We start from the raw sequence: 21,988 nt of genomic DNA on the forward strand, positions 1-21,988 counted from the left end.
CGGGAGCGCTCCCAAACCTGAATCAGCTTCTACCGGCCCGACGATCGGGACGCGCTCTTCGACGGTGACCGTGCCGTCGGGTATGTCCTCGGCACGGCCGACACGCCGGCCTTTGTCAGTCGCTTCCGCACCGAGTGGCTTCCCGGCCTGGCGGCGCGGTACCCGGGTCAACCGCGCGACAAACGAACTAGACGTCGCGGAGGCCGGGTACGTCCGGCCAGGTGTCCGGCGAGGCCCGGCTGATGTCCGCCAGCGCGGATTCGGGGTCCCGGAGCCGCGCGAGGTCCCCCAGCGTCACCACTCCGAGCGGTCTGCCGTCCTCGATCACCGGCAGCCGCCGGATCGCGTGCCGGCGCATCAAGGACACCGCCTTCGCCGCCTCGTCGTCGGGGCCGACGCACACCGGCGCCGGTGAACAGATGGCTTCGGCGCTGACCGTCAGTGGATCGGCGCCATCGGCGGTCGCACGCACCGCGAGGTCCCGGTCGGTGAGTACGCCGACCAGCCGGTCGCCCTCCGCGACCAGCACACTTCCGACGTCCTGAACCCGCATCAGCCGGGCTGCCTCCACGAGAGAGGCGTCCGGCCGTACGGCTGCTACGCCCGCCGTCATGGCGTCCCGCACCAACTCTGTCATCGCTGCCCACCTCGTCTCCGTGCCGGAAGGCCGGGACCGCGGTGCACGAAAACGGCCTCGTTCGGAGTACCCCCGGTGCGCGGCGGCCATGCCTCGGTGACCGCGGGGGCGGTCCCGGTGACGCGGTGACACAAACATGGGTGTTTGCCCGGACTCGTACGGGTGACCCGTGAGGCGGGAATCCGGCAAGGAAGGGACGGGCCGATGGCCCTCATAGCCGTCTGCATTCCGGTGTTCATGTTGGGTGTCGTACTCGCGCTCGGTCGCTATGAGGACCTCATGCTGACCCGCGAGGAGAAGATTCCGTCCCCCCGGCGTCATTGACGGGTGAGGCGCGCCGTTTGTGCCCCTGAGCGCGGGGCAGGCGAATGCCGTGCTTCGGACCGGAGGCACGTCCGTGGGGTGGAGTGCGCTCCGGGCGTGGCAGACCGGAGACCGGACGACTCCCCGCGGTGAACGCACCGATCACACCGTTCCGGGAGCTGGATAACCGATGCGCACCCCACACGCGGCAAACCGTCAGCATCCGCACGACGACGCACCCGACACCACCGAAGCCTTCCTGTCCCTGGCGGTCATGGAGGAAGGTCCGCAGCGCGAAGCGCTGCGGCAGGAGATCATCGGCCAGTGGCTGCCGATGGCTCACCGGATCGCCATCCGGTTCCGCAACCGCGGCGAGGCCCTCGACGACCTCCAGCAGGTGGCCGCACTGGGCCTGGTGAAGGCAGTCGACCGCTACGACCCGCACCGCGGCGCGGCCTTCGAGAGTTTCGCGGTGCCCACCATCACGGGTGAGATCAAACGCCACTTCCGCGACCACCTGTGGACGCTCCACGTGCCGCGCCGGGTTCAGGATCTGCGTAACCGGGTGCGCACCGCGAAAAGGCAGCTGGAACAGACCGCGAGCGGCCATCGGCCCACCCTGGCGGAGATCGCGGCGCAGGCGGCCCTGACCGAGGAGGAGGCCGCCGCCGGTCTCGAGGCCCTGGACAGTTTCTCCGCGCTTTCCCTGGACGCCGTGCTCCCGGGCGCGAGGGACGGGTACTCGCTGAGTGATTCCCTCGGCCGGCCGGACGGTGCACTGGAGACCGTCGTCGAACGGGAGGCGGTGCGCCCGGGGCTGAGCAGTCTGCCGGAGCGGGAGAAGGAGATCCTCTACATGCGGTTCTTCCGGGACATGACGCAGCGCAGCATCGCGGAGAACCTCGGGATCTCGCAGATGCACGTCTCCCGGCTGATCGCCCGCAGCTGCGACCGGCTGCGGAACCAGGTGCTGAGGGAGCCGGTTGTCCACGCCCGGCAGGCGCGCGGGCAGGCCCGCCCGGCCGCGGCGAGCGAGCGCAGGGTGTCCGCCCTGCCGGGCGTCGGATGAGCAGAACGCGCGCAGAACGCGGACCCGGTCGCCCCGTCCGGCAAACCTACGTATAAAGGGTGCGGGGGGAGGTTTCGGGGGCGGGACGTGGTGCCCGGAAGCCGACGGAGGTGGTGGTATGCAGCGAGCGGTCCAGGAGAGCAGAGGCCCCGTCCGCTACGGTCCGCCCGCTCCCGGGCCGGGGCTCCCGGTGCTGCCCGAACTGGCCGCCGTCTTCGGCGCAGCGGTGTCCCGTACCGGGCCGGAGCCGCCCGGCGGTGGACCGGCGCTGCGCGAAGCGGCCGCCGGCTACTGGAGCCGGCGCGGGCTGCGGTGCGGACCCGACCATGTGGTCGCGGCGGACGGCGTGCAGTCGTTGCTCCTCGCGCTGCTCGCCGCAGAGGGCGGTGATCTGCTGGTGCCACGCCCGTGCCCTGCCTGGTGGAGCCCGCAGGCCCGGCTGTTGGGGCGGCGCGCCTACCCTGTGCCGACCCCGGCCGAGTGCGGGGGCGTGCCCGATTCGTATGCGCTGCTGGAGACCGTGCGCAGGGTGCGGGCCGAGGGCGGTACGCCACGGCTGTTGCTGCTCTCCGTCGCCGACGACCCGACGGGGACCGTCGCGCCGCCCGAGGTGACGCACGAGGCCTGTGAGGCCGCCGTCTCCGAGGGGCTGTATCTCATCAGCGACGAGACCTGGAACGGTACCCTCCACCGGCCGCGGGAGACAGTGCTCCTCAGCCCCGCCGAAATGCGCCCGGACCGGGTCACCGTGACCGTCGACCTGGCGGGCTCGCTCACCCCGACCGCCTGGCCGGTCGCCGTCGCCCGGTTCCCGGACACCGCGGGCGGCTCGGCCCGGCGGGCCAGGGCACTGGACGTCCTCACCGCGGTCGGCGCGGTGGTGGCGGGGCCGGTCGCCGCGGCGGCCGCGCACGCCCTCGGCGAGCCGCGGGCGGTACGGGAGCGGGCCCGGCAGGCCGCGGCGGCGTACGCCCGAGTGGCCGCCGCTGCCCACCGCGCGGTGCTGGCCGCCGGCGCGCTCGCCCGGCCGCCCGCCGCCGGCCGTTACTTCTACGCCGACCTGGGGCCGTTGCGTCGCGGCCTGGAGGCCCGGGGGGTCACCGACGCGCTGGAACTGGAGAACTTCCTGGGCGAACGCTTCGGCGTTCCCACCCAGGGCGGCCATCGCTTCGGCGACGATCTGGATGCGCTGCGGGTGCGGTTCGCAACCGGTCCGTTCCTCGGCGCGACCCGCCGGCAGCGTCTGGAGTCTCTCGCCTCGCCCGAACCACTGGAACTGCCGCACGTGGCCCGCGCGTTGACCGCGTTCGCGACGGCCTTGGACCGGCTGCGATGACGTCTGCACCGCCACCGACGGGGGACCGTCGGCCAGCGAGCGGACTCAGGAAGCACCCCTGAGCCTGCGCCACGCCGCCGGTGCGCCGCTCACCAGCAGCGTCAGTGCGACCGCCACCAAGACGCCCTTCCACGGCTCGTCGAAGAGCGAGCCGCCGAGGATCCCGATCAGCTGGTACGCAGCGGCCCAGACGAGACAGGCCGGTATGTCCCCGCGGGCGAACATCCGCAGCGGCATCCCGCCGAGCAGGCACGCCAGCATCACCGGAATCCGCCCGGCGGGGATCAGCCGGGAGAGCACCAGGACCGATTTGCTGTGCTGCTCGAGCTTCTCCGTGGTCTGGACGAGACGCGCCTGCGGCGCCCGCTTCCGCAGCGCTTCCAGCCAGCGCGAACCGTTCTTCGAATGCACCCCGCGCCGGCCGAGCCAGTACAGCGCTATGTCCCCGAGAAATGCCGCGCAGGACGCCACGGCGAACACGAAGAGCAGCGAGAACGGGTCGCTCTGGTGGAAGGCGACCACCGCCGCCGTGCTGACCAGCACCCCGGTCGGCACCACGGGGACCAGTGAGCCCAGCACCACCAGCAGGAACAGCGTGGGGTAGCCCGCGGCCTGCTGAGTGGACTCGGTGGGTACCTGGCCCACGAGTTCACTGATCACCTGGCCACCTCGGGCCGCACCTGTTCACCGTGGTTCAGCCGGTGGACCGATACCTCAGGTGCCAGCCGTGCCGCCTGGCGTACGAACTCGTCGCCCGGCGTGTGGAATTCATGCGGGCGGACGCGGTCCATGCCGACCGGCCAGTACGTGCCGTAGTGGACCGGCACCGCCGAGCGCGGCCGCAGCAGGGTCAGCGCCCGGGCGGCCCGCTGCGCGTCCAGATGTCCGTGGCCGAGGAAGGGGCCCCAGCCGCCGACCGGCAGCAGCGCCACATCGACCTGGCCGACCGCATCGGCCATGGTGTCGAAGAGCCCGGTGTCCCCGGCGAAGTAGGTCCTGGCCTCACCGGTGACGACATAGCCGAGGGCGGGCGCGCGCTGGGGTCCGACCGGCAGCCGCCGGCCGTCGTGGTGGGCGGGCACCGCCCGTACGCGCAGGTCCGCCACCCGCACTTCATCGCCGGGCGCCACCTCGGTGATGGGCAGTCCGAGCCGGTGCAGGCCGGGCACCGCACCGGTCGCTCCGCGCGGTGCGATCAGCCGGGTGCCGGGTGCCAGCCGGGCCAGCGAGGGCAGGTGCAGATGATCGAGGTGCAGGTGTGAGACCAGCACGACCTGCGCGTCGGCGGCCCGCTGCGGCGGCACCGCTCCGCGCCTGCGGCGCAGATGGGCGAGCCTGCGGACGAAGAGCGGGTCGGTCAGCACCCGCAGCCCGGAGTCCTCAATCGTGCAGGTGGCATGTCCCCACCAGGTCACCTCGACCGTCACCCCGCCACCTCCGATCTGCGCCGCCCGTGCCGGCGGCTGCCCGCACCGCCGTTCCACGACGCCCGACGAGCCTATGCGCCCGGCTCCGGCCGGCGGTGACGCGGGGCCACCTCCCGCGTTGTGAAAAGCTGGCTCGCCGGGCCCGCAGGCGGCCCACAGGACGTGAGGTGGCAGAAGCGTGAGGGCAGGGCGGTGGCGCAGGGCGGGCAGCGCCCTGTTGCGGATGACGGTGGTCTGGGTGGTGTCCGCGCTGACCATGCTGGTGCTCGCCGGGCTGCTGCCTGATTTCCAGCTGGAGGCCGACAACGGCGACAGCGCGACCCGGGTGGCGATGACGGCGGGCTGGGGCGCCGGAGCGTTCGGACTGCTGAGCGCTCTGGTGTGGCCCCTGGTGGTGCGCGCGCTGCTGCTGGTGCCCGCGCTGCTCCTCGGCCTGCTGGTGTTCTTCCTCAACGGTTCGCTGCTGCTGCTGGCCCTGCGGCTGATCCCGGACGGCCGCGGTGAGTCCAATCCGGAGACCGCGATCGTGGTGGCCGCGGTGATGTCGGCGGTCGCCTCGGCCACCTCGACGTCGCTCGCGGTGCGCGAAGACGAGGCGTACCGGCGAAGACTCTCGCGCCTCGCGGACCGCCGCAGACGCAGACGCGGTGAGGCCGCCGGGCCGGGCGCTCTGCACGGCACCGTCTTCCTGCAGCTGGACGGCGTCGGTCATGCGACCCTGCTGCGCGCGATGGGCGAGGGCCTGATGCCGACCGTCACGGGATGGCTCGATGCCACCCATCGCCTGGACACCTGGCGGACCGACTGGTCGAGCCAGACCGGCGCCAGCCAGCTGGGCATCCTGCACGGCTCCAACCACGACATCCCCGCCTTCCGCTGGTACGAGAAGGAAACCGGTGACGTGGTGGTCTGCAACCGGCCCGCCGCCGCGGCCGTCCTGCAGCGCCGGGCCATCGAGTACACCGGCGACGGCGGGCTGCTGACCGTGGACGGCGCCAGCCGCGGCAACCTCTTCAGCGGCGGCGCCGACCAGCTGGCGCTCGTGCTGTCCATGGCGGCCCGGCGGGGCAGGCGCAACCGCTCCCGGGCCGGCTACTTCGCGTACTTCTCCGACCCCGCGAACGCCGTCCGTACCGCGATGTCGTTCGTCGCGGAGGTGGGCCGGGAGATCGGTCAGTCCACCCGGGCCCGCATCCGCAAGGACGAGCCGCGGATCAAGCGCGGCGGGCTGTACCCGTTCATCCGCGCCTTCGCGACCGTGGTGGAGCGCGATGTGGTGGTCGCGGCGGTGATCGGTGACATGTTCGCCGGGCGCACCGCCGTCTACGCCGACCTGGTCGCCTACGACGAGGTGGCACATCACAGCGGCCCGCGCAGCAGGGACGCGGCCAAGGTACTCGAACGCCTGGACCGCTCCCTGGCGCTGATCGCGAAGGTCGCCGAGCACGCACCCCGCCCGTACCGGATCGTGCTGCTCTCCGACCATGGCCAGAGCCCCGGCCGTCCCTTCGACAGCAGATACGGGCTGACGTTGAAGGAGCTGGTGCGGGCCGGCTGCGGCCTGCCGGTGCCGGCCCGGGCCCGCCGGACCAGGAGCGGCGCCGAGGCACGGGACGCCGTGCGGGTCATGCTGCGCCGACCGGCCCAGGGCGGTGCGGAAATGCTGCCCGAACCGGGCTCGGATCCGGTGGTGCTGGCCTCCGGCAATCTGGGGCTGATCTCCTTCCCGGACACGCCGGGACGCATGACGCGCGAGGAACTGGACCGCCGCCTCCCGGCGCTGCTGCCCACCCTGGCCAACCACCCGGGCATCGGGTTCCTGCTCGTCGGCAGCGAGGCGCACGGCGCGGTGGTACTCGGCGCGGGCGGCGTCGAGGTCCCTGTGGCGGAGCTCGTCGACGGCGAGGGCCCACTCGCCCACTTCGGCCCCGGCGCCGCCGACGCGGTGCGGCGTACCGACACCTTCCCGCATGTCGCGGACATCATGGTCAACTCGATGTACGAGCCGGCCAGCGGCGAAGTGCACGCCTTCGAAGGGCAGATCGGCTCGCACGGCGGCCTCGGGGGCGAGCAGTCGCACCCCTTTCTGCTCTCGCCACGGGAGTTCTCCGCGCCGGTGGCGGACGGCGCGGAGCTGATCGGCGCCGAGCAGGTGCACACCGTGCTGCGGCGCTGGCTGACCGAGTGCGCGGGCCCGCAGGTGCCCCTGGGTACCCAGGCCGCGGCGCCGGACGGCGTGGTACCCGAACGGGCCGGCTGAGCCCGGCACCACCGCCGGTGTCACCGGAAGCGGTGCCGGGCCCCAACCCGGTCAGCCGGTGATGATCGCCGGATCGCTCACCCCGGCCGTGCCGTTCTCCACATGCCCGGCGAACCGGCGCAGGAACGTGTGGTCCGTGTCGGACACCACCGTCAGGTCGTACCAGCGCCGGGTGGAGCGCAGCCCCAGCCGGTGCACCACGCGCTGACCCGAGCGCACCGTGAAGGTCTCGCTCGCTCCGCCGTACGCGTTGGCCACCGTCAGATGGCAGTCGGCGCTGCCCGCGTTCGTCATGGTCAGCTCGATGCCACCGCCTCCTGCCGGATCATGCCGGGCGGTCACCTCGGGACCCGCGGTCGAGCCGGGCCCCTGGAAGGTGCGCAGGAAGCCGTTGGGCCCGAACACCGAGAGGTCGTAGGCCCCCTTCGAATAGGCCGCGTTCCAGGTGTCTGAGATCTTCTTGCCGGCCTCGGTGGTGTATGTCCAGGGCCCGTCCGTACGGTTCGCGGAGGTGACGGTGAAGCATGCCCCGGCGGCCGCGCCCCCGCTGAACGTGAGCGTGAACCGGCCGGTGGCGGGCGTGGCCGCGCCGTCCACCAGGGGAGCGTAGGGCAGCGGCCTGGTCGGCCTGGCCCCTGCCTCCTGCTTCGGCAGGGCGGGACGGTCCGGCGCCTTCGGCACGTAGCTGTCGTGCCGCTTGTTGTCCGGCGGCCGGTAGCCGTCGGTGTCGGGCAGCGGCACCCGCCCGGTGTCCTTCAGCGCGAAGTCGAACGCCGAGGTGAGGTCGCCGCAGATGGCGCGCCGCCAGGGCGAGATGTGGGGCTCGTGCACACCGAAGCGGCGCTCCATGAACCGCAGGATGGAGGTGTGGTCGAACAGTTCCGAGTCGACGTAACCGCCGGTGCTCCAGGGCGACACGACGATCATCGGCACCCGCTGACCGAGGCCGTAGGGGCCGGCCGCGTAGGCGGAGTCGCCGGGGAAGTAGTCCAGCGAGGTGTCCACGGTGGAGGCGCCGCGGTCGGCCGAGGCCGGAGGGAACGGCGGCAGGGCGTGGTCGAAGTAGCCGTCGTTCTCGTCGTAGGTGAGGAAGAGAGCCGTTCGGCTCCACACCTCCGGGTTGGAGGTGAGCGCGTCCAGCACCTGCGAGACGTACCAGGCGCCGTAGTTCGCGGGCCAGTTGGGGTGCTCCGAGAACGCCTCGGGGGCGGCGATCCAGGAGATCTGCGGGAGTGTGCCCGCCTGCACGTCCGCCTTGAGGAGGTCGAAGTAGCCGTCGCCGCTCTTCGCGTCGGTGCCGGTGCGGGCCTTGTCATAGAGCGGGTCGCCCGGCTTCGCGTTGCGGTACGTGTTGAAGTACAGCAGCGAGTTGTCGCCGTAGTTGCCCCGGTAGGCGTCGTCGATCCAGCCCCAGGATCCCGCCGCGTCCAGGCCGTCGCCGGTGTCCTGATAGATCTTCCAGGACACCCCGGCCTGTTCCAGACGCTCGGGGTAGGTCGTCCAGCCGTACCCCGCCTCGGCGTTGCCGAGGACCGGGCCGCCGCCCTTGCCGTCGTTGCCCACATGGCCGGACCACAGGTAGTAACGATTGGGGTCGGTGGCCCCCATGAACGAGCAGTGGTAGGCGTCGCAGACGGTGAACGCGTCAGCGAGCGCGTAATGGAACGGAATGTCCTGCCGGGTCAGATGCGCCATGGTGCCCGCCGACTTGGCGGGAATCCACTGGTCGTACTTGCCCTGGTTCCAGGCCCGGTGCCCGCCCGCCCAGTCGTGGTCGAGGCCGGCGATGAACTGCATGCCGAGGTCCTCGGCATCCGGGTGGTAAGGCAGCACGTCCTTGCTGCCGTCCGACTGGTACCAGACCGGCTTGCCGCCGACCGGCGTCACCGGACGCGGGTCGCCGAAGCCGCGTACGCCCTTCATGGAGCCGAAGTAGTGGTCGAAGGAACGGTTTTCCTGCATCAGGACGACGATGTGCTGGATGTCGTCGATGGTGCCCGAGCGGCGCGCGGCGGGGATGGCGGCGGCGCGGGCGATGCTGTCCGACAGGGCCGAAAGGCCCGCGGTCGCGCCTGCGATCTGGAGGAATCGGCGCCGGTTGAGCTGAGGCATGAGTGTGGGGACCTCTCGCGGTGTGAGGGCAGGGGCCAGCTGAGTGTTTCCAGAGGAGTGGGGGAAAGGGAAGGGGGCGTGACGTCCGGATGAAGCAGCGCGGCAGCGGCGGCGAACAACCCGGCTGATTCAAGCCGTGCCCGCCGCGCGGGCGTCCGTGCGGGCCGCGCACCGCATGAAAGGACGGCCTCAGGGCACCCGAAGATCGAACCCGCCCGTCCGTTTCTCCGAGGAGATCACCGTGCTGCTCGCCCACCCCGTCATCCTGCGGAACCTCGTCGAGCGTCATCAGGCCCTGTCCCGGCAGTACTCGGTGCAGGGCACCCCGGAGATACGCCGGGAGCTGGACACCGTGGCGCAGCTGCTCTGTGTCGCCACCGGAACGGACGACGTCTACTCCGCGCTGGCGGCTGCCGCCCACGGCGTCCCCGACGCCGGGCCACAAGGTGGCCCGCGTTGCGAGGCGGTGCCGGGCGCGGCAGGGTCGTGACAGCGAGTACTAGGAGGAACACCTCATGCCCATCGCCACGGTGAACCCCGCGAACGGCGAGACGCTCCGGACGTTCGACGCGCTGGGGGCCCAGGAGATCGAGCACCGGATCGCCACCGCGGACGCCGCTTTCCGGCAGTACCGCACCACGGATTTCGACGAGCGGGCGCGATTGCTGAACCACGCCGCCGACCTGCTGGAGAAGGAGCAGGACGATATCGCGCGCACCATGACCACCGAGATGGGCAAGCCGCTGCCGGCCGCCCGTGCGGAAGCGGCCAAGTGTGTGAAGGCGATGCGCTGGTACGCCCGGCACGCCGCCGAGCTGCTGGCCGACGAGCGCCCTTCGGACGCCGACGCCCGGGACTCCGGCGCCGATCGTGCGTACGTCCGCTACCGGCCCCTCGGCGTGGTGCTGGCCGTGATGCCCTGGAACTTCCCGCTCTGGCAGGTCGTACGGTTTGCCGCCCCCGCCCTGATGGCAGGCAACGTGGGGCTGCTCAAGCACGCCTCGAACGTCCCGCAGACCGCGCTCTACCTGGGCGATCTCTTCCACCGGGCCGGCTTCCCGAAAGGCTGCTTCCAGACCCTGCTGGTGGGCTCCGGCGAGGTCGAGTCCATCCTGCGTGATCCCAGGGTGGCGGCGGCGACGCTCACCGGCAGCGAGCCGGCCGGCCGGTCGGTCGCCGCGGTGGCCGGCGACGAGGTCAAGAAGACCGTGCTGGAGCTGGGCGGCAGTGACCCGTACATCGTGATGGCGTCGGCGGACATCGAGCGGGCGGTCAGCACCGCGGTGACGGCCCGGGTGCAGAACAACGGGCAGTCCTGTATCGCGGCCAAGCGCTTCATCGCCCACTCGGACGTCTATGACACCTTCGTGGACCGCTTCACCACCCGGATGGCGGCGCTGAAGGTGGGCGACCCGATGGACGAATCCACCGAGGTCGGACCGCTCGCCAGCGAACAGGGCCGCGCCACCCTGGAGGAGCTGGTGGACGACGCCGTGCACCGGGGAGCCACCGTGCTCTGCGGCGGCGAGCGGCCGAAGGACCTCGACCGCGGCTGGTACTACGCCCCCACCGTGCTCATGGGCGTCACCGCCGAGATGCGCATCCACCGCGAGGAGACCTTCGGCCCGGTGGCCACGGTGTACCGGGTGGACAGCATCGACGAGGCGGTGCAGCTGGCCAACGACACCCCGTTCGGGCTGAGTTCGAACGTCTGGACCCGGGACGACGCGGAGGTGGACCGGTTCGTCAGGGATCTGGACGCCGGCGGGGTCTTCGTCAACGGGATGACGGCCTCGCATCCCGCCCTGCCCTTCGGCGGCGTCAAGCGCTCGGGTTACGGACGCGAGCTGGCCGGCCACGGCATCCGCGAGTTCTGCAACATCACCACGGTCTGGCACGGAGCCGAACCGGACGAGTCCTGAAGCCTGAAGGGAATGGGTAAGGAAAGTGAGCACTATGCCCGGAACAGACAACCCCGAAGCCCTGGTCAAGGTGGCGCTCACCGGCCGCTCCCACGACGACGCGGCGGCCGTCTTCGAGGCGCTGCGGGCCGCGTTCCCCTCCGACCGTGCCGCGTCCGACGTACCGCAGATGGAGACCGACGGCGGTCGGCCGACCGTGTGGACCGCGGCCTACGAGGTGCGGGAGGCCGCCCAGGGGGAGCCGGCGGCCACCACCCTCACGGCCCCCATGACGGCCAGCGTGCAGGGCGGCTACCACGCGGTCGACGTGCTCCGCGGAGTCCTGGAGGGAACGTTCACCGTGCAGGAGAAGGGCACGGCCTTCGGAGACCAGGAAAAGGAGCTGGAACTGGTTCTGGAAAGCCGCTAGCGGGCGGTCAGGCCTGCCTCGGCAGCCGCACCACGCTGAGGAAGAAGTGGTCGATCTGGCGCACCGCCGAAAGGAACTGCTCCAGATCCACCGGCTTGGTGACATACGCGTTGGCGTGCAGCTGGTAGCTGCGCAGGATGTCCTCCTCGGCCGCGGAGGTGGTCAGCACGACGACGGGTATGTCGCACAGGCCGGGATCCGACTTGATCCGCTCCAGCACCTGCCGTCCGTCGTACTTGGGGAGATTCAGGTCGAGCAGTACGAGGTCCGGGCGCGGCGCCTCGCTGTGCGCGCCGCGCCGGTAGAAGAAGTCGAGTGCCTCCTCCCCGTCCCGGACCACGTGGAGGGTGTTCTGGATCTTGTTGTCCGCGAACGCCTCGCGGGTCATCAGCTCGTCACCGGGGTCGTCCTCCACCAGCAGAATGACGATGGACTCGAGAGGGACGGTCACGGTTCGCTCCTTACCGGGAGGGTGAAATGGATCCGGGTGCCCGCCGGTGTCGAGGTGTCCAGCCAGATCCGGCCGCCGTGGAACTCGACGATCTTCCGGCACAGGGCGAGACCGATGCCCGTTCCCTCATACGCGTCGCGGGCATGCAGACGCTGGAAGATCACGAAGATCTTCTCGGCGAACTCCGGCGGTACCCCGATACCGTTGTCGGACACCGTGACCCGCCACTCGTCGGCTTCCCTGACACAGCCGACGGTGATCCGGCACGGCTCGTCGGAGCTGCGGAACTTGAGGGCGTTGCCGAGCAGGTTCTGCCAGAGCATGGTCAGGCCGGTCGGATCGCCGGTGACCCGGGGCAGCGGATCCTCCCGTACGACCGTGGCCGCTGACTCCTCGGCGAGCGCCGCGAGGTTGTCCAGCGCCCGGTCCAGCGACTCGTCGAGGGGTATCGGCTGCCGGCCGTCCAGGACCCGGCCGACCCGTGAGAAGGTGAGCAGGTCGTTGATCAGGACCTGCATCCGCTTCGCACCGTCCACCGCGAAGTCGATGTACTGCTTTCCCCGGGCGTCCAGTTCCTCGCCGTAGCGCTTGTCGAGCAGTTGGCAGAACGAGGCGACCTTGCGCAGCGGTTCCTGCAGGTCGTGTGAGGCGACATAGGCGAACTGCTCCAGCTCCGCATTGGACCGCCGCAGTTCGTCCGCCTGCTCGGCCAGCAGCGCCTCACGCTCCCGTGCCTCGGCGAGCTCGTCCACCAGCCGCCTGCGCATGTCCTCCACGGCCGCCCCGACGGCCCGCACATCGTCCGGCCCGGGGACCCTGACCCGCCGGTCGAAGGTTCCGCTGCGCACCCTGTCCGACGAGGTGCGCAGCATACGCAGCGGCCGGCCCACGATCCGGTGCAGCAGCACGCCCAGCACCAGCACCATCACGGCGAAGGCGCCGACCAGCGTCAGCAGGGCCCGCTCCTGGGTGCTGCGTGCGTCGGCGAGCTGCTGACGGGCCCGCACCCGGGCCGTCTCGATGTGCTTCCGCTGGAGCGCGAGGTCGGTCCGCACGGCGTCGAAGGCGGATGTGCTGCGCTGGGCCGGGGCAGCGGAGCCGGCACCGGGTCCCGCCGACCGTACGTCAGCGATCAGCGGTTCCGCCTGCTCCCGCCGCCAGGTCTGCCCGGCGTGCCGGATCAGGTCCAGATCCTGTGCGTATGGCTCGCCACGGTCCAGGAACCCGCCGATTGCGGCGAGGTACCGCTGCTCGTCCCGCTTGCCCTGCTCATACGGATCGAGGAACGAGCGGTCACCGCTGAGCGCGTAGCCGCGGACCCCGGTCTCCTGGTCGAGGAGGGACTTCTGCAGCTGGAAGGCGGCGGCGCGGGCCGGCTGGATGTGGTCGACCAGCTCGGTCGTCCGGTCGTCGGTGCGGGACAGGAAGACGCCGCCGACCGCGGTACAGACGCAGGCCACGACCACGAAACCGGCGAGGATCAGATGGACCCAGTTCTGCACCGAAAGCCGGGACCGGAAGCCCGCCACCTCTCCCCGGTCCTCCCGGGCTCCGTCGTCAGCCATGGCGCGTCGTGCCCCACCCCAGGTGCAGTACCGCCACGTCGTCCGCGAGTCCTCCGTACGGCGCGGCACCCTCGGTCGCTTCCCGGACGAGGGCGTCGACGAAAGCGTCGGCCGCCAGCGCCCCGTTTCGCAGCGCCAGTTGCAGCAGGCCGGTTTCGCCCAGTCGGGAATCGGGCCCGGTACGGCCTTCGAACAGCCCGTCGGTGAAGAGCACCACATGGCCGCCGGGGGGCAGGGCCACCTCCGTCTCGTTCCACCGGGCCGCCCCGGGCAGCAGGCCCAGGGCCATCCCGCCGGCCGGTTCGTCCCAGCTCACCGCCGTGCCATGGCGCACCAGGAAGCCGGGGTGGCCGGCCCGGGTGACCCGCACCCGGCCGCCGTCCGGCGGGAAGACCAGCGAGGTGACGGTGGCGAAGATGCGGGGATCGGACCGCTCGGCGACCAGGATCTCCTCCAGGAGCCGTATCTGCTCCAGGTGGTCCATCGCGCACAGCACAGCGGTGCGCCAGGCAACCCGCAGACACACGCCCAGCGCCGCTTCGGCGGCCCCGTGCCCCGACACGTCACCGATCACCACGTGCACGGTCCGGTCGGCGGTCTGCACGACGTCGTAGAAGTCGCCGCTCAGCAGTCCGTGCGCCCGGCCCGGTGTGTACCGGGCGACCACCTCGAAGTCCGGCCCGCGCAACAGGGGCACCGGCAGGAGGCCGCGCTCCAGGCGGGCGTTCTCCTCCGCCATCAGCCGGTTGGCCTGCAGCGCGGCAGCCGACTGCTCGACCTGCTTGCGCTGCAGGGCGTAACGGACCGCCCGCCCCAGGGACTCCGGGTCGAGCCTGCCCTTGACGAGATAGTCCTGTGCGCCGGTGGCGACGGCGGCCAGCCCCGCGTCGGCCTCCGCCAGACCGGTGAGTACGACGATGGCCACGTCCGGGGCCGTCCGGACGATGGCGGTGACCGCCTCCAGGCCGCGCACATCCGGCAGGTGCAGATCCAGCAGGACACACACCGGGGTGCGGCAGGTACTGAGGAACCGCTGGGCCTCCGCCAGCGACTTGCTCCAGGTCAGAGGGAAATCCAGGTCACTGTCGATCAGCATTTCCTCGACGAGCAGGGCGTCACCCGCGTCGTCCTCGACCAGCAGCATCACCGCGTCCAGGTCCTTCACGGCGTCCCTGGCGCCCGTCAGGAGTTCCCGCCGCGTCCGTGCCGCCGGCACCCCCGGGCGCTCCGAGACGTTCACAGGCGTCTCGCGCACATTCATCGCCTCCCCACGGCCGACGACCCCGGTTTCAAGGCGCCGTACCGGCGGGCAGTCTATGCGAATGAGTGAAAACGGCCCGGGTCGCGACGACGGCAGCGACGACGGATGGGGCCGCCACGAGACGCCGGAGCAGCGGGCCGACCGGAAATGGACGGACCTGCTTCAGGAACTGCGGGTCACCCAGACGGGCGTGCAGATCCTTTTCGGCTTTTTGCTGACGGTGGTCTTCCAGCAGCGCTTCGGCGATCTGTCGCCGACCGACCGCCACATCTACGTGGTGACCGTGATGCTGGGCGCCGCCACCACCGGCGCACTCATCGCGCCGGTCTCCCTGCACCGGCTGCTCACCGGCCAGCGGCTCAAGCCGCAGACCGTCGTCTGGGCCTCCCGGCTCACGGTCCTCGGACTCGGCCTGCTGCTCTGCACCACGGCTTCGTCGCTGCTGCTGATCCTGCGGGTCGCGGTCCACAACACCACCGCCGTGTGGCTGGTCGGCGCCATGGTCGCCTGGTTCGTCCTGTACTGGATCGTGATCCCGCTGTGGGCACGGCACGCGAACCGGGACTGAGCGTGCGCGTGGTCTACCGCCCGATCGACTGCAGATGCTCGACCGTCGCCGGGTCGGCCGGCAGAAACGTCTCGATGGCCAGCTCGGAGACCGTGACGTCCATCGGGGTGTTGAAGGTCGAGATGGACGACACGAAGGACAGCACCTGCCCCCGGTGCTCGATCTGCAGCGGAAGCGCGAAACGGGGACATGGAAGCGGGGCCTCCCCTTCGTCGGCGCCCTCCGCACCTGCGCCGTCGCCGGCTTCCGGCAGGGGATATCCGGCCACTTCGTCGTACAGGGTGCGCAGTGTCTCGGAGCGAGCCAGCGCCATCTGACGCTCCATCTGGTGCAGCAGGTGCCCGCGCCACTCCCGGAGGTTGCGGATGCGCGGGGCGAGCCCCGACGGATGCAGGGTGAGCCGCATGGCGTTGAGCGGACCGCTGAGCAACCGCTCGGACACCCCTTCGAGCAGCATGGTGGTCCCGCTGTTGGCGGCGACGACGTTGTACGAACCGTCCACCACCAGCGCCGGATACGGCTCGTAACCCCGGAGCAGCTGCTGGATTCCCTCGTGCAGCGCACCCATCGACGGATCGTCGAGCATCGTCTCGGCGTATCTGGGCGCGTAGCCGGCCGCCAGGAGCAGCGCGTTGCGCTCGCGTACCGGGACGTCCAGATGCTCGGCCAGCCGCAGGATCATCGCCTCGCTGGGGCGCGCGCGGCCGGTCTCGATGAAGCTGACGTGGCGCGCCGAGGACTCGGCGCGCAGGGCCAGTTCGAGCTGGCTCACCCGACGCTGCTCCCGCCATCCGCGCAGCAGTGGCCCCACCCCTGTGTCGAGCGCGACAGTTGTCATACCCAGACCGTAACCTCGCAGACACCGCTACTGGGAAGGAGCCCCCGCACATGCCTGCTGCCCCGCTGCCGCGGAAGGACATCGAGGACCGGCTGCACGAGCTGCCCGGCTGGTCGCTGGAGGGGGACAGGATCGCTCGCCTCTACCGCCTTCCGCACCACTTCGCCGCCACCGCCCTGGTCGTCCACATCGCCCAGATCCAGGAGGAGCTGGGCCACCACTCCGACCTGACCCTCGGATACAACACGGTCCGCCTGACGGTGAACTCGCACGACGCGGGAGGAGCGGTCACCGAGAAGGACTTCGGCCTGGCCCGCCGCGTCGAGGACATCGCCCCCGGGCACGGTGCCGCCTGACAGGATGGCGGCATGCTGGATTACGACACCGAGGCCGCCGTCTACGACGAGACGCGGGGCGGAACGCCCCGGGCCGAGGCCGCCGCAGCAGCCGTGCTGACCCTGGTGCCCGCCGGTGCCCGCACGCTGCTGGACATCGCCTGCGGCACCGGGATCGTCACCGAGCGCCTGGTCCGCCCCGGCCTGCGGGTCCTCGGCGCGGACGCCGCTCACGGCATGGCGCGGAAGGCGGTCGATCGCATGGCCGGTGCGATCGTCCTCGCCGATGTCCGCCGACTGCCGCTGCCCGATGCCTCGGTGGACGCCGTCAGCGCGATATGGCTGCTGCACATGCTCCCGCAGCCGCGGACGGTGGTGGCCGAAGCTGCTCGGGTGCTGCGCCCCGGCGGGGTGTTCATCACGACCGTCGACAAGGATCAGGGCCACGACGTGGGCAGCGACATAGACGCCGTGCTCGCCCCGCACCGTACGAGGAATCCCAGCGACCGCGCCGACCTCATCGAGCGGTACGCGGCCGGACACGGTATGCGGCCGGTCGGCGAGGCCTCCTTCACCGGGTACGGCCAGGGCCGGACGCCGAGCGCGACGGCGGAGGATGTGCTGCTGGGCAGATACGCTTCCCGGCTCGCGGTGCGCGGCGCCGCAGCGGAGCGGCTCGCGGTGGAACTCGTCGCACTGCCTGACCCGGGCAGCCGGCGGCCCGACCCGGTCCACCGGCTGATCGCGTTCGGCACCGGACGGCCCGGAGCGGGCCCGTCCGGCGCCTCGGAACAGCCTCAGCCGGCGCTCCGTTGACCGGGAACCGGTAGCGGGTCAGGCGCCCAGGTTCATCGTCGCCGGGTCGGAGCCGAGCCGCTTGCCCTCGTGCAGCGCCGCGATCGCCGCCAGGTCGTCGGCATCGAGCTCGAAACCGAAGACGTCGAAGTTCTCCTTGATCCGGGACGGTGTCACGGACTTGGGAATCACGATGTTCCCGGTCTGCAGATGCCACCGCAGCACCGTCTGGGCTGCCGTGCGGCCGTGCTTCCTGGCGATCGCGACGAGAGTCGGAACCTCCAGCAGCCCCTTGCCCTGGCCGAGCGGCGACCAGGCCTCGGTGCGAATACCGTGCTCGGCGTGGTAGGCGCGTGACTCGGCCTGCTGAAGGTGCGGGTGCAGCTCGATCTGGTTGACGGCCGGGACCACCGAGGTCTCGTCCAGGAGCCGCCGCAGATGCTCGGGGAGGAAGTTGGACACACCGATCGCCCTGGCCCGGCCGTCCGCGTAGATCTTCTCGAAGGCCCGGTAGGTGTCCAGGTAGGCGTCCTTGGCCGGGACCGGCCAGTGGATCAGATACAGGTCGACGTAGTCGAGGCCGAGTTTGCCCAGTGAGGTGTCGAAGGCGCGCAGCGTGGAGTCGTAGCCCTGCTCGGTGTTCCACAGCTTGGTGGTGACGAAGAGGTCGTCACGCGCGATCCCCGATCCGGCGATCGCTCTGCCGGTGCCCTCTTCGTTGCCGTAGACGGCTGCGGTGTCGATGCTGCGGTAACCGGCCTCCAGGGCGGTGCCCACGGCCTTCGTGGCCTCGTCGTCGGCGATCTGCCAGACACCGAAGCCGAGCTGCGGCATCTCGACACCGTTGTTGAGGGTGAGGGAGGGGACCTTGCTCACGAGCGGTTGACTCCTCATACGTCGTCGGTTGGTCCCTCCATGATGAAGGATCACGGAGTGCGCCGGATTGCCGCCCCCCACGTCACCCGTACAGCGCCTCGACCTCTTCGCTGTACGCCGTCTCGATCGCCTTGCGCTTGAGCTTCAGCGAAGGAGTGAGCAGCCCGTGCTCCTCGGAGAACTGATGCGCCAGGATCCGGAACGTACGGATCGACTCGGCCTGCGAGACCAGCGTGTTCGCGGCCACCACCGCCCGTCTGACCTCGGTCTCCAGGTCGGGATCGCGGACCAGGGCGGCCGGCGGCATCGACTCCTTGCCGTGCATGGTGAGCCAGTGCTCGACGGCTTCCTGGTCGAGCGTGACGAGTGCCGCGATGTACGGCCGGTCGTTGCCGACGGCCAGACACTGTGCGACCAGCGGGTGCGCGCGTACCCGTTCCTCCAGGGCGCCCGGCGAGACGCTCTTGCCGCCCGAGGTCACCAGGATCTCCTTCTTGCGCCCGGTGATGGTGAGATAGCCGTCGTCGTCGAGCGCGCCCAGGTCGCCGGTGGCCAGCCAGCCGTCGTTGAGTACGGAGTCGGTCGCCTTGGGGGAGTTGAGGTATCCGGAGAACACGTGCCGGCCGTACACCCACACTTCGCCGTCGTCGGCTATGTGCACGGTGGAGCCCGGTATGGGCTGGCCGACCGTGCCGAAGCGGGTGCGCTCGGGCGGGTTGGCCGTCGCTGCCGCCGAGGTCTCGGTCAGACCGTACCCCTCGTAGATGGTGACGCCCGCGCCCGCGAAGAACAGCCCGAGCCGCCGGTCCATCCCGGAACCGCCGGACATCGCGTGCCGCACCCGGCCGCCCATCGCGTCGCGCACCTTCGAATAGACCACCTTCTCGAAGAACTGGTGCTGCATCCGCAGCCCCGCCGAGGGTCCGGGCCCGATGCCGAAGGCCTTGTGCTCCATGGCCTCCGCGTGGCGCACGGCCACCTCGACGGCTTTCTCGAAGGGGCCCGTCTTCCCGTCGGCCTCCGCCTTGCGCCGGGCCGCGTTGAAGACCTTCTCGAAGATGTACGGAACCGCCAGGATGAAAGTCGGCCGGAAAGCGGCCAGATCGGGCAGGAGCGCCCGGGCGGCGAGTTCGGGCTGGTGGCCGAGCATGACCCGGCCGCGGACCGCTGCGACCTCGACCATCCGGCCGAAAACATGGGCCAGCGGCAGGAACAGGAGGGTTGAAGCGTTGTTGTCGCGCTTGGACTGGAACACCGGCTCCCAGCGGGCGACCATCGTGTCCGCCTCGTACATCAGACTGGCGTGGGTGATCACGCAGCCCTTGGGACGCCCGGTGGTTCCCGAGGTGTAGATCACGGTGGCGACCGAATCGGGGGTGACCGCCCGGCGATGGCGGTGCACCACCTCGTCGTCGACCTGGGCGCCGGCTCTCAGCAGTTCGTCGAGCACACCGGCATCCAACTGCCAGAGACGGCGCAGGTTGGGGAGCCGGTCGATCACCGAGCCGATGGTCATGGCGTGGTCCTCGTGCTCGACCATGCACGCCGTGACCTCGGAGTCGTAGAGCATCCAGAAGACCTGCTCGGCGGAGGACGTGGGGTAGATCGGCACCGGCTGGGCGCCCACCGTCCACAGCGCGAAGTCGAAGAGCGTCCACTCGTAGCGGGTACGGCACATGATCGCGACGCGGTCGCCGAACCGCACCCCGTCGGCCAGCAGGCCCTTGGCCAGGGCCAGCACCTGATCCCGGAACTCGCCCGACGTCACGTCGTGCCAGCGGCCGTCCTTCTTCCGGCCGAGCGCCGCCCGGTGGGGATCCTCTTCGGCGTAATCGAACACGACGTCCGCCAGTCCGCCGACCTGGGGCGCCGTCACCATGGGTGGGACAGTGAACTCGCGCAAGTGACCTGCTCCTATGTGACGCTCCGCACAGCGCGTGACGGTACCGCAAGGCGGAGTCGGGCGGGAGAGGGATCGAGTGGTCGGAGATGTGCGGAATTGGCAGGTGTCGTCGGGTGAAATGTCCCTACATGGGGAAGGCCTTGGGCGCCCTCCTGACCGAACAGTAAGTTCCGAGAGCCGGAATCTCCACTGAATCTGTACGGAGAAGGCACCAGGACCGCTCACCCCGTTGACCTGCGCAGGGCTGGTGGACTGGTACAGGCCAACTGTCCACGAATGCGGCAGGGGTGCCCGCACGGTTTCGCGCGGGCACCCGCTGTCACGGTGCTTCGTCTTTGCGTCTCCGGGCTCTGCGCTACCGGCGTGCTGTGGCCAGTCGCTCGTGCTCACGCACCGGGGGTTTCCCGGCCGGTGCGGGCCGCAGGAACACCAGCACCGCGACTCCGGCCAGCAGGGCCAGCGCCCCGGCGACGAGTGCGGCACCGTCCAGGCCCGCGGCGAAGGCACTGTGCAGCGCCCGGTCCGCGATCCGGGGGCGCAGTGCGGAGGCCCCACCGCCCGCCAGGATGTGCGCCGCGGTGTGCGGCGCCACCGGCCCGCCCGGCAGGGAGTGCTCCATCCGTGAGGTGGCCACGGTGCCGAACACGGCGACCCCCAGCGCGAAGCCCAACTGGCGGAAGGTGTTCACGGCCCCGCTGGCCATGCCGGCGTTGCGCGGCGGTACGGAGGCCAGCGCGGCCCCCGCCAGAGCGGGCGACACCAGGCCCACCCCGACGCCGGCCAGCACCAGTCCGACGGCCAGCCCGCTCCACCCGGAATCGGCGTCCAGCGTCCCCTGTGCCAGCGCCCCGGCGGCGATGAACACCAGGCCGCCGCCGATCACCAGCCGCGGCGACCTGCCGTGCAGCAGCCGGCCGCCGACCGCAGCCACAACGAACGACGCCACGGCGAGCGGCAGCACGGCGAGCCCGGCCCGTACCGGACTCAGCCCCAGCAGGGTCTGCAGCCAGATCGAGGTGTACGGCAGCACGCCGAAGGCCGTCGCGTTGAACGCCAGCGCGCCCAGCATCACCACCGCGAAGGACGGTCGGCGCAGCAGTGCCAGGTCGAGCAGCGGATGGGCGGCCCGGCTCTCGATCACCACGAAGGCCAGCAGCCCGAGCACCGCCACAGCCAGGGCCGCGCCGGTACGCGCCGAGGTCCAGCCCACCGTGTCGGCCCGCACCACGGCGAAGGTCAGCGCACCGGCGAACACCGCGAAGGCAGCCGTGCCCGCCCAGTCGACCCGGCTGTCGCCCTGCTTCCGCGACTCGGTGACCGAGCGCAGCGTGAGCCAGATAGCCGCGGCGCTGACCGGCAGGTTGACGAAGAAGATCCACCGCCAGTCCAGCGACTGTGTCAGCACCCCGCCGAGCACCGGTCCGATCGCGGCAGCGGCCCCGCTCACCGCGCCCCAGACGCCGAGCGCGATCCCGCGGTCACGTCCCTGGTAGGCCGCGGCGAGCAGGGACAGCGTGGTCGCGAACATCGCGGCGGCGCCCACCCCCTGGATACCGCGCATGGCTATCAGCATCGCCGGGCTGGTCGAGAGACCACAGGCCAGCGAGGCCAGCGCGAACAGCGCCGTGCCCGCCGCGTACAGCCTGCGCCGCCCCGTCACATCGGAAGCCGCACCCGCACCCAGCAGCAGCGCGGCCAGCGCCAGCGCGTAGATGTCGATCACCCACTGGAGATCGGAGAGCGAGGCATGCAGCGACCCCGCCATGTCGGGCAGTGCGACGATCACGATCGTCACGTCGAGCAGCAGCATGAAAGTGCCCAGACAGACCGCGACGAGCGGCCCCCACTTGCGCATCGTCTTCTCCTTGTTCCCCGTATTCGTCTTGCGTGCTCACGTACGATCGGTCCCGATCGGCGAGAT

20 protein-coding genes and 1 pseudogene are annotated in these 21,988 nt (G+C 71.0%); 10 read left to right on the top strand and 11 right to left on the bottom strand.

Features of this window, described 5'->3' with window-relative positions:
• Window positions 1-60 precede the first annotated feature (60 nt).
• Window positions 61-165, top strand: a pseudogene (locus AB0436_RS04620) (GNAT family N-acetyltransferase); the annotation flags it as partial.
• Between the two features lie 22 nt (window positions 166-187).
• Here the strand turns inward: AB0436_RS04620 and AB0436_RS04625 are convergent.
• Complete coding sequence (locus AB0436_RS04625) at window positions 188-637, bottom strand: CBS domain-containing protein (RefSeq protein ID WP_366466227.1); 450 nt, start codon at window positions 635-637, stop codon at window positions 188-190.
• 493 nt (window positions 638-1,130) lie between these two features.
• Between AB0436_RS04625 and AB0436_RS04630 the strand changes: the two genes are divergently transcribed.
• Both AB0436_RS04630 and AB0436_RS04635 read left to right on the top strand, forming a co-directional pair.
• Entirely contained in the window at window positions 1,131-2,009 is an 879-nt protein-coding gene (locus AB0436_RS04630) for a SigB/SigF/SigG family RNA polymerase sigma factor (RefSeq protein ID WP_366466228.1), read from the top strand.
• A gap of 118 nt (window positions 2,010-2,127) precedes the next feature.
• The gene (locus AB0436_RS04635; RefSeq protein ID WP_366466229.1) at window positions 2,128-3,345 is read left to right on the top strand and encodes an aminotransferase class I/II-fold pyridoxal phosphate-dependent enzyme; all 1,218 of its coding nucleotides are present in this window, start codon (window positions 2,128-2,130) and stop codon (window positions 3,343-3,345) included.
• A 45-nt stretch (window positions 3,346-3,390) separates the two neighbouring features.
• Here the strand turns inward: AB0436_RS04635 and AB0436_RS04640 are convergent, their stop codons facing one another.
• Both AB0436_RS04640 and AB0436_RS04645 read right to left on the bottom strand, forming a co-directional pair.
• A complete protein-coding gene (locus AB0436_RS04640; RefSeq protein WP_366466230.1) occupies window positions 3,391-4,005 on the bottom strand; it encodes a VTT domain-containing protein in 615 nt (204 codons plus the stop codon).
• The gene (locus AB0436_RS04645) at window positions 4,002-4,772 is read right to left on the bottom strand and encodes an MBL fold metallo-hydrolase (RefSeq protein WP_366466231.1); all 771 of its coding nucleotides are present in this window, start codon (window positions 4,770-4,772) and stop codon (window positions 4,002-4,004) included. The genes AB0436_RS04640 and AB0436_RS04645 overlap by 4 nt, the downstream gene beginning before the upstream one ends.
• 178 nt (window positions 4,773-4,950) lie before the next feature.
• Here AB0436_RS04645 and AB0436_RS04650 point away from each other — a divergent pair, with 178 nt between their 5' ends.
• Window positions 4,951-7,032 (top strand): phage holin family protein, encoded by a 2,082-nt coding sequence (locus AB0436_RS04650; RefSeq protein ID WP_366466232.1) that lies wholly within the window; start codon window positions 4,951-4,953, stop codon window positions 7,030-7,032.
• A gap of 51 nt (window positions 7,033-7,083) precedes the next feature.
• Here the strand turns inward: AB0436_RS04650 and AB0436_RS04655 are convergent, their stop codons facing one another.
• Window positions 7,084-9,144, bottom strand: coding sequence for a phosphocholine-specific phospholipase C (locus AB0436_RS04655; RefSeq protein ID WP_366466233.1), 2,061 nt, complete (start codon window positions 9,142-9,144; stop codon window positions 7,084-7,086).
• Window positions 9,145-9,385: 241 nt separating this feature from the next.
• Here AB0436_RS04655 and AB0436_RS04660 point away from each other — a divergent pair, with 241 nt between their 5' ends.
• The 3 genes from AB0436_RS04660 to AB0436_RS04670 are packed head-to-tail and all read left to right on the top strand — an operon-like array spanning window position 9,386 to window position 11,475.
• Window positions 9,386-9,634: a DUF5133 domain-containing protein gene (locus AB0436_RS04660; RefSeq protein WP_366466234.1), complete on the top strand. Its 249-nt coding sequence runs from the start codon at window positions 9,386-9,388 to the stop codon at window positions 9,632-9,634.
• Between the two features lie 25 nt (window positions 9,635-9,659).
• Window positions 9,660-11,066, top strand: a complete 1,407-nt coding sequence (locus AB0436_RS04665) for an NADP-dependent succinic semialdehyde dehydrogenase (RefSeq protein ID WP_366466235.1) — start codon at window positions 9,660-9,662, stop codon at window positions 11,064-11,066.
• 34 nt (window positions 11,067-11,100) lie between these two features.
• Window positions 11,101-11,475, top strand: a complete 375-nt coding sequence (locus AB0436_RS04670) for a hypothetical protein (RefSeq protein ID WP_366466236.1) — start codon at window positions 11,101-11,103, stop codon at window positions 11,473-11,475.
• A gap of 7 nt (window positions 11,476-11,482) precedes the next feature.
• Here AB0436_RS04670 and AB0436_RS04675 read toward each other — a convergent pair whose 3' ends face one another.
• The 3 genes from AB0436_RS04675 to AB0436_RS04685 are packed head-to-tail and all read right to left on the bottom strand — an operon-like array spanning window position 11,483 to window position 14,635.
• A complete protein-coding gene (locus tag AB0436_RS04675; protein WP_366466237.1) occupies window positions 11,483-11,926 on the bottom strand; it encodes a response regulator in 444 nt (147 codons plus the stop codon).
• Window positions 11,923-13,491, bottom strand: coding sequence for an ATP-binding protein (locus AB0436_RS04680; protein WP_366466238.1), 1,569 nt, complete (start codon window positions 13,489-13,491; stop codon window positions 11,923-11,925). Before AB0436_RS04680 ends, AB0436_RS04675 begins: the two co-directional genes overlap by 4 nt.
• Window positions 13,484-14,635, bottom strand: a complete 1,152-nt coding sequence (locus tag AB0436_RS04685; RefSeq protein WP_366466872.1) for a SpoIIE family protein phosphatase — start codon at window positions 14,633-14,635, stop codon at window positions 13,484-13,486. Before AB0436_RS04685 ends, AB0436_RS04680 begins: the two co-directional genes overlap by 8 nt.
• Before the next feature lie 178 nt (window positions 14,636-14,813).
• On the opposite strand from AB0436_RS04685, the gene AB0436_RS04690 reads away from it, so the two are divergent.
• Window positions 14,814-15,320 carry a DUF6328 family protein gene (locus AB0436_RS04690; protein ID WP_366466239.1) on the top strand — a complete coding sequence of 169 codons (507 nt, stop codon included), beginning with the start codon at window positions 14,814-14,816 and terminating at the stop codon, window positions 15,318-15,320.
• A gap of 13 nt (window positions 15,321-15,333) precedes the next feature.
• Here AB0436_RS04690 and AB0436_RS04695 read toward each other — a convergent pair whose 3' ends face one another.
• Window positions 15,334-16,158, bottom strand: coding sequence for a helix-turn-helix transcriptional regulator (locus AB0436_RS04695; protein WP_366466240.1), 825 nt, complete (start codon window positions 16,156-16,158; stop codon window positions 15,334-15,336).
• Window positions 16,159-16,208: 50 nt separating this feature from the next.
• Between AB0436_RS04695 and AB0436_RS04700 the strand changes: the two genes are divergently transcribed.
• A complete protein-coding gene (locus AB0436_RS04700) occupies window positions 16,209-16,514 on the top strand; it encodes a 4a-hydroxytetrahydrobiopterin dehydratase (RefSeq protein ID WP_365854970.1) in 306 nt (101 codons plus the stop codon).
• A gap of 12 nt (window positions 16,515-16,526) precedes the next feature.
• Window positions 16,527-17,309 (top strand): class I SAM-dependent methyltransferase, encoded by a 783-nt coding sequence (locus tag AB0436_RS04705; protein WP_366466241.1) that lies wholly within the window; start codon window positions 16,527-16,529, stop codon window positions 17,307-17,309.
• Window positions 17,310-17,327: 18 nt separating this feature from the next.
• Here the strand turns inward: AB0436_RS04705 and AB0436_RS04710 are convergent, their stop codons facing one another.
• From AB0436_RS04710 to AB0436_RS04720, 3 genes are all read right to left on the bottom strand, one after another.
• Window positions 17,328-18,164, bottom strand: coding sequence for an aldo/keto reductase (locus AB0436_RS04710; RefSeq protein WP_366466242.1), 837 nt, complete (start codon window positions 18,162-18,164; stop codon window positions 17,328-17,330).
• 82 nt (window positions 18,165-18,246) lie between these two features.
• Window positions 18,247-20,043: a long-chain fatty acid--CoA ligase gene (locus AB0436_RS04715; RefSeq protein WP_366466243.1), complete on the bottom strand. Its 1,797-nt coding sequence runs from the start codon at window positions 20,041-20,043 to the stop codon at window positions 18,247-18,249.
• A 379-nt stretch (window positions 20,044-20,422) separates the two neighbouring features.
• Window positions 20,423-21,922: an MFS transporter gene (locus AB0436_RS04720; RefSeq protein WP_366466244.1), complete on the bottom strand. Its 1,500-nt coding sequence runs from the start codon at window positions 21,920-21,922 to the stop codon at window positions 20,423-20,425.
• Window positions 21,923-21,988: the final 66 nt, after the last annotated feature.

The sequence above is a fragment of the Streptomyces sp. NPDC051322 genome (assembly GCF_040689485.1).
Lineage (GTDB): Bacteria > Actinomycetota > Actinomycetes > Streptomycetales > Streptomycetaceae > Streptomyces.

Excerpts from the sequence above, each read along its gene's own strand:
- AB0436_RS04625 (WP_366466227.1), bottom strand. The coding sequence starts at position 637 with ATGACAGAGTTGGTGCGGGACGCCATGACGGCGGGCGTAGCAGCCGTA.
- AB0436_RS04630 (WP_366466228.1), top strand. The coding sequence starts at position 1,131 with ATGCGCACCCCACACGCGGCAAACCGTCAGCATCCGCACGACGACGCA.
- AB0436_RS04635 (WP_366466229.1), top strand. The coding sequence starts at position 2,128 with ATGCAGCGAGCGGTCCAGGAGAGCAGAGGCCCCGTCCGCTACGGTCCG.
- AB0436_RS04655 (WP_366466233.1), bottom strand. The coding sequence starts at position 9,144 with ATGCCTCAGCTCAACCGGCGCCGATTCCTCCAGATCGCAGGCGCGACC.
- AB0436_RS04665 (WP_366466235.1), top strand. The coding sequence starts at position 9,660 with ATGCCCATCGCCACGGTGAACCCCGCGAACGGCGAGACGCTCCGGACG.
- AB0436_RS04670 (WP_366466236.1), top strand. The coding sequence starts at position 11,101 with ATGCCCGGAACAGACAACCCCGAAGCCCTGGTCAAGGTGGCGCTCACC.
- AB0436_RS04680 (WP_366466238.1), bottom strand. The coding sequence starts at position 13,491 with ATGGCTGACGACGGAGCCCGGGAGGACCGGGGAGAGGTGGCGGGCTTC.
- AB0436_RS04685 (WP_366466872.1), bottom strand. The coding sequence starts at position 14,635 with ATGCTGCTGGTCGAGGACGACGCGGGTGACGCCCTGCTCGTCGAGGAA.
- AB0436_RS04690 (WP_366466239.1), top strand. The coding sequence starts at position 14,814 with ATGAGTGAAAACGGCCCGGGTCGCGACGACGGCAGCGACGACGGATGG.
- AB0436_RS04695 (WP_366466240.1), bottom strand. The coding sequence starts at position 16,158 with ATGACAACTGTCGCGCTCGACACAGGGGTGGGGCCACTGCTGCGCGGA.
- AB0436_RS04700 (WP_365854970.1), top strand. The coding sequence starts at position 16,209 with ATGCCTGCTGCCCCGCTGCCGCGGAAGGACATCGAGGACCGGCTGCAC.
- AB0436_RS04705 (WP_366466241.1), top strand. The coding sequence starts at position 16,527 with ATGCTGGATTACGACACCGAGGCCGCCGTCTACGACGAGACGCGGGGC.
- AB0436_RS04715 (WP_366466243.1), bottom strand. The coding sequence starts at position 20,043 with ATGGTGACGGCGCCCCAGGTCGGCGGACTGGCGGACGTCGTGTTCGAT.
- AB0436_RS04720 (WP_366466244.1), bottom strand. The coding sequence starts at position 21,922 with ATGCGCAAGTGGGGGCCGCTCGTCGCGGTCTGTCTGGGCACTTTCATG.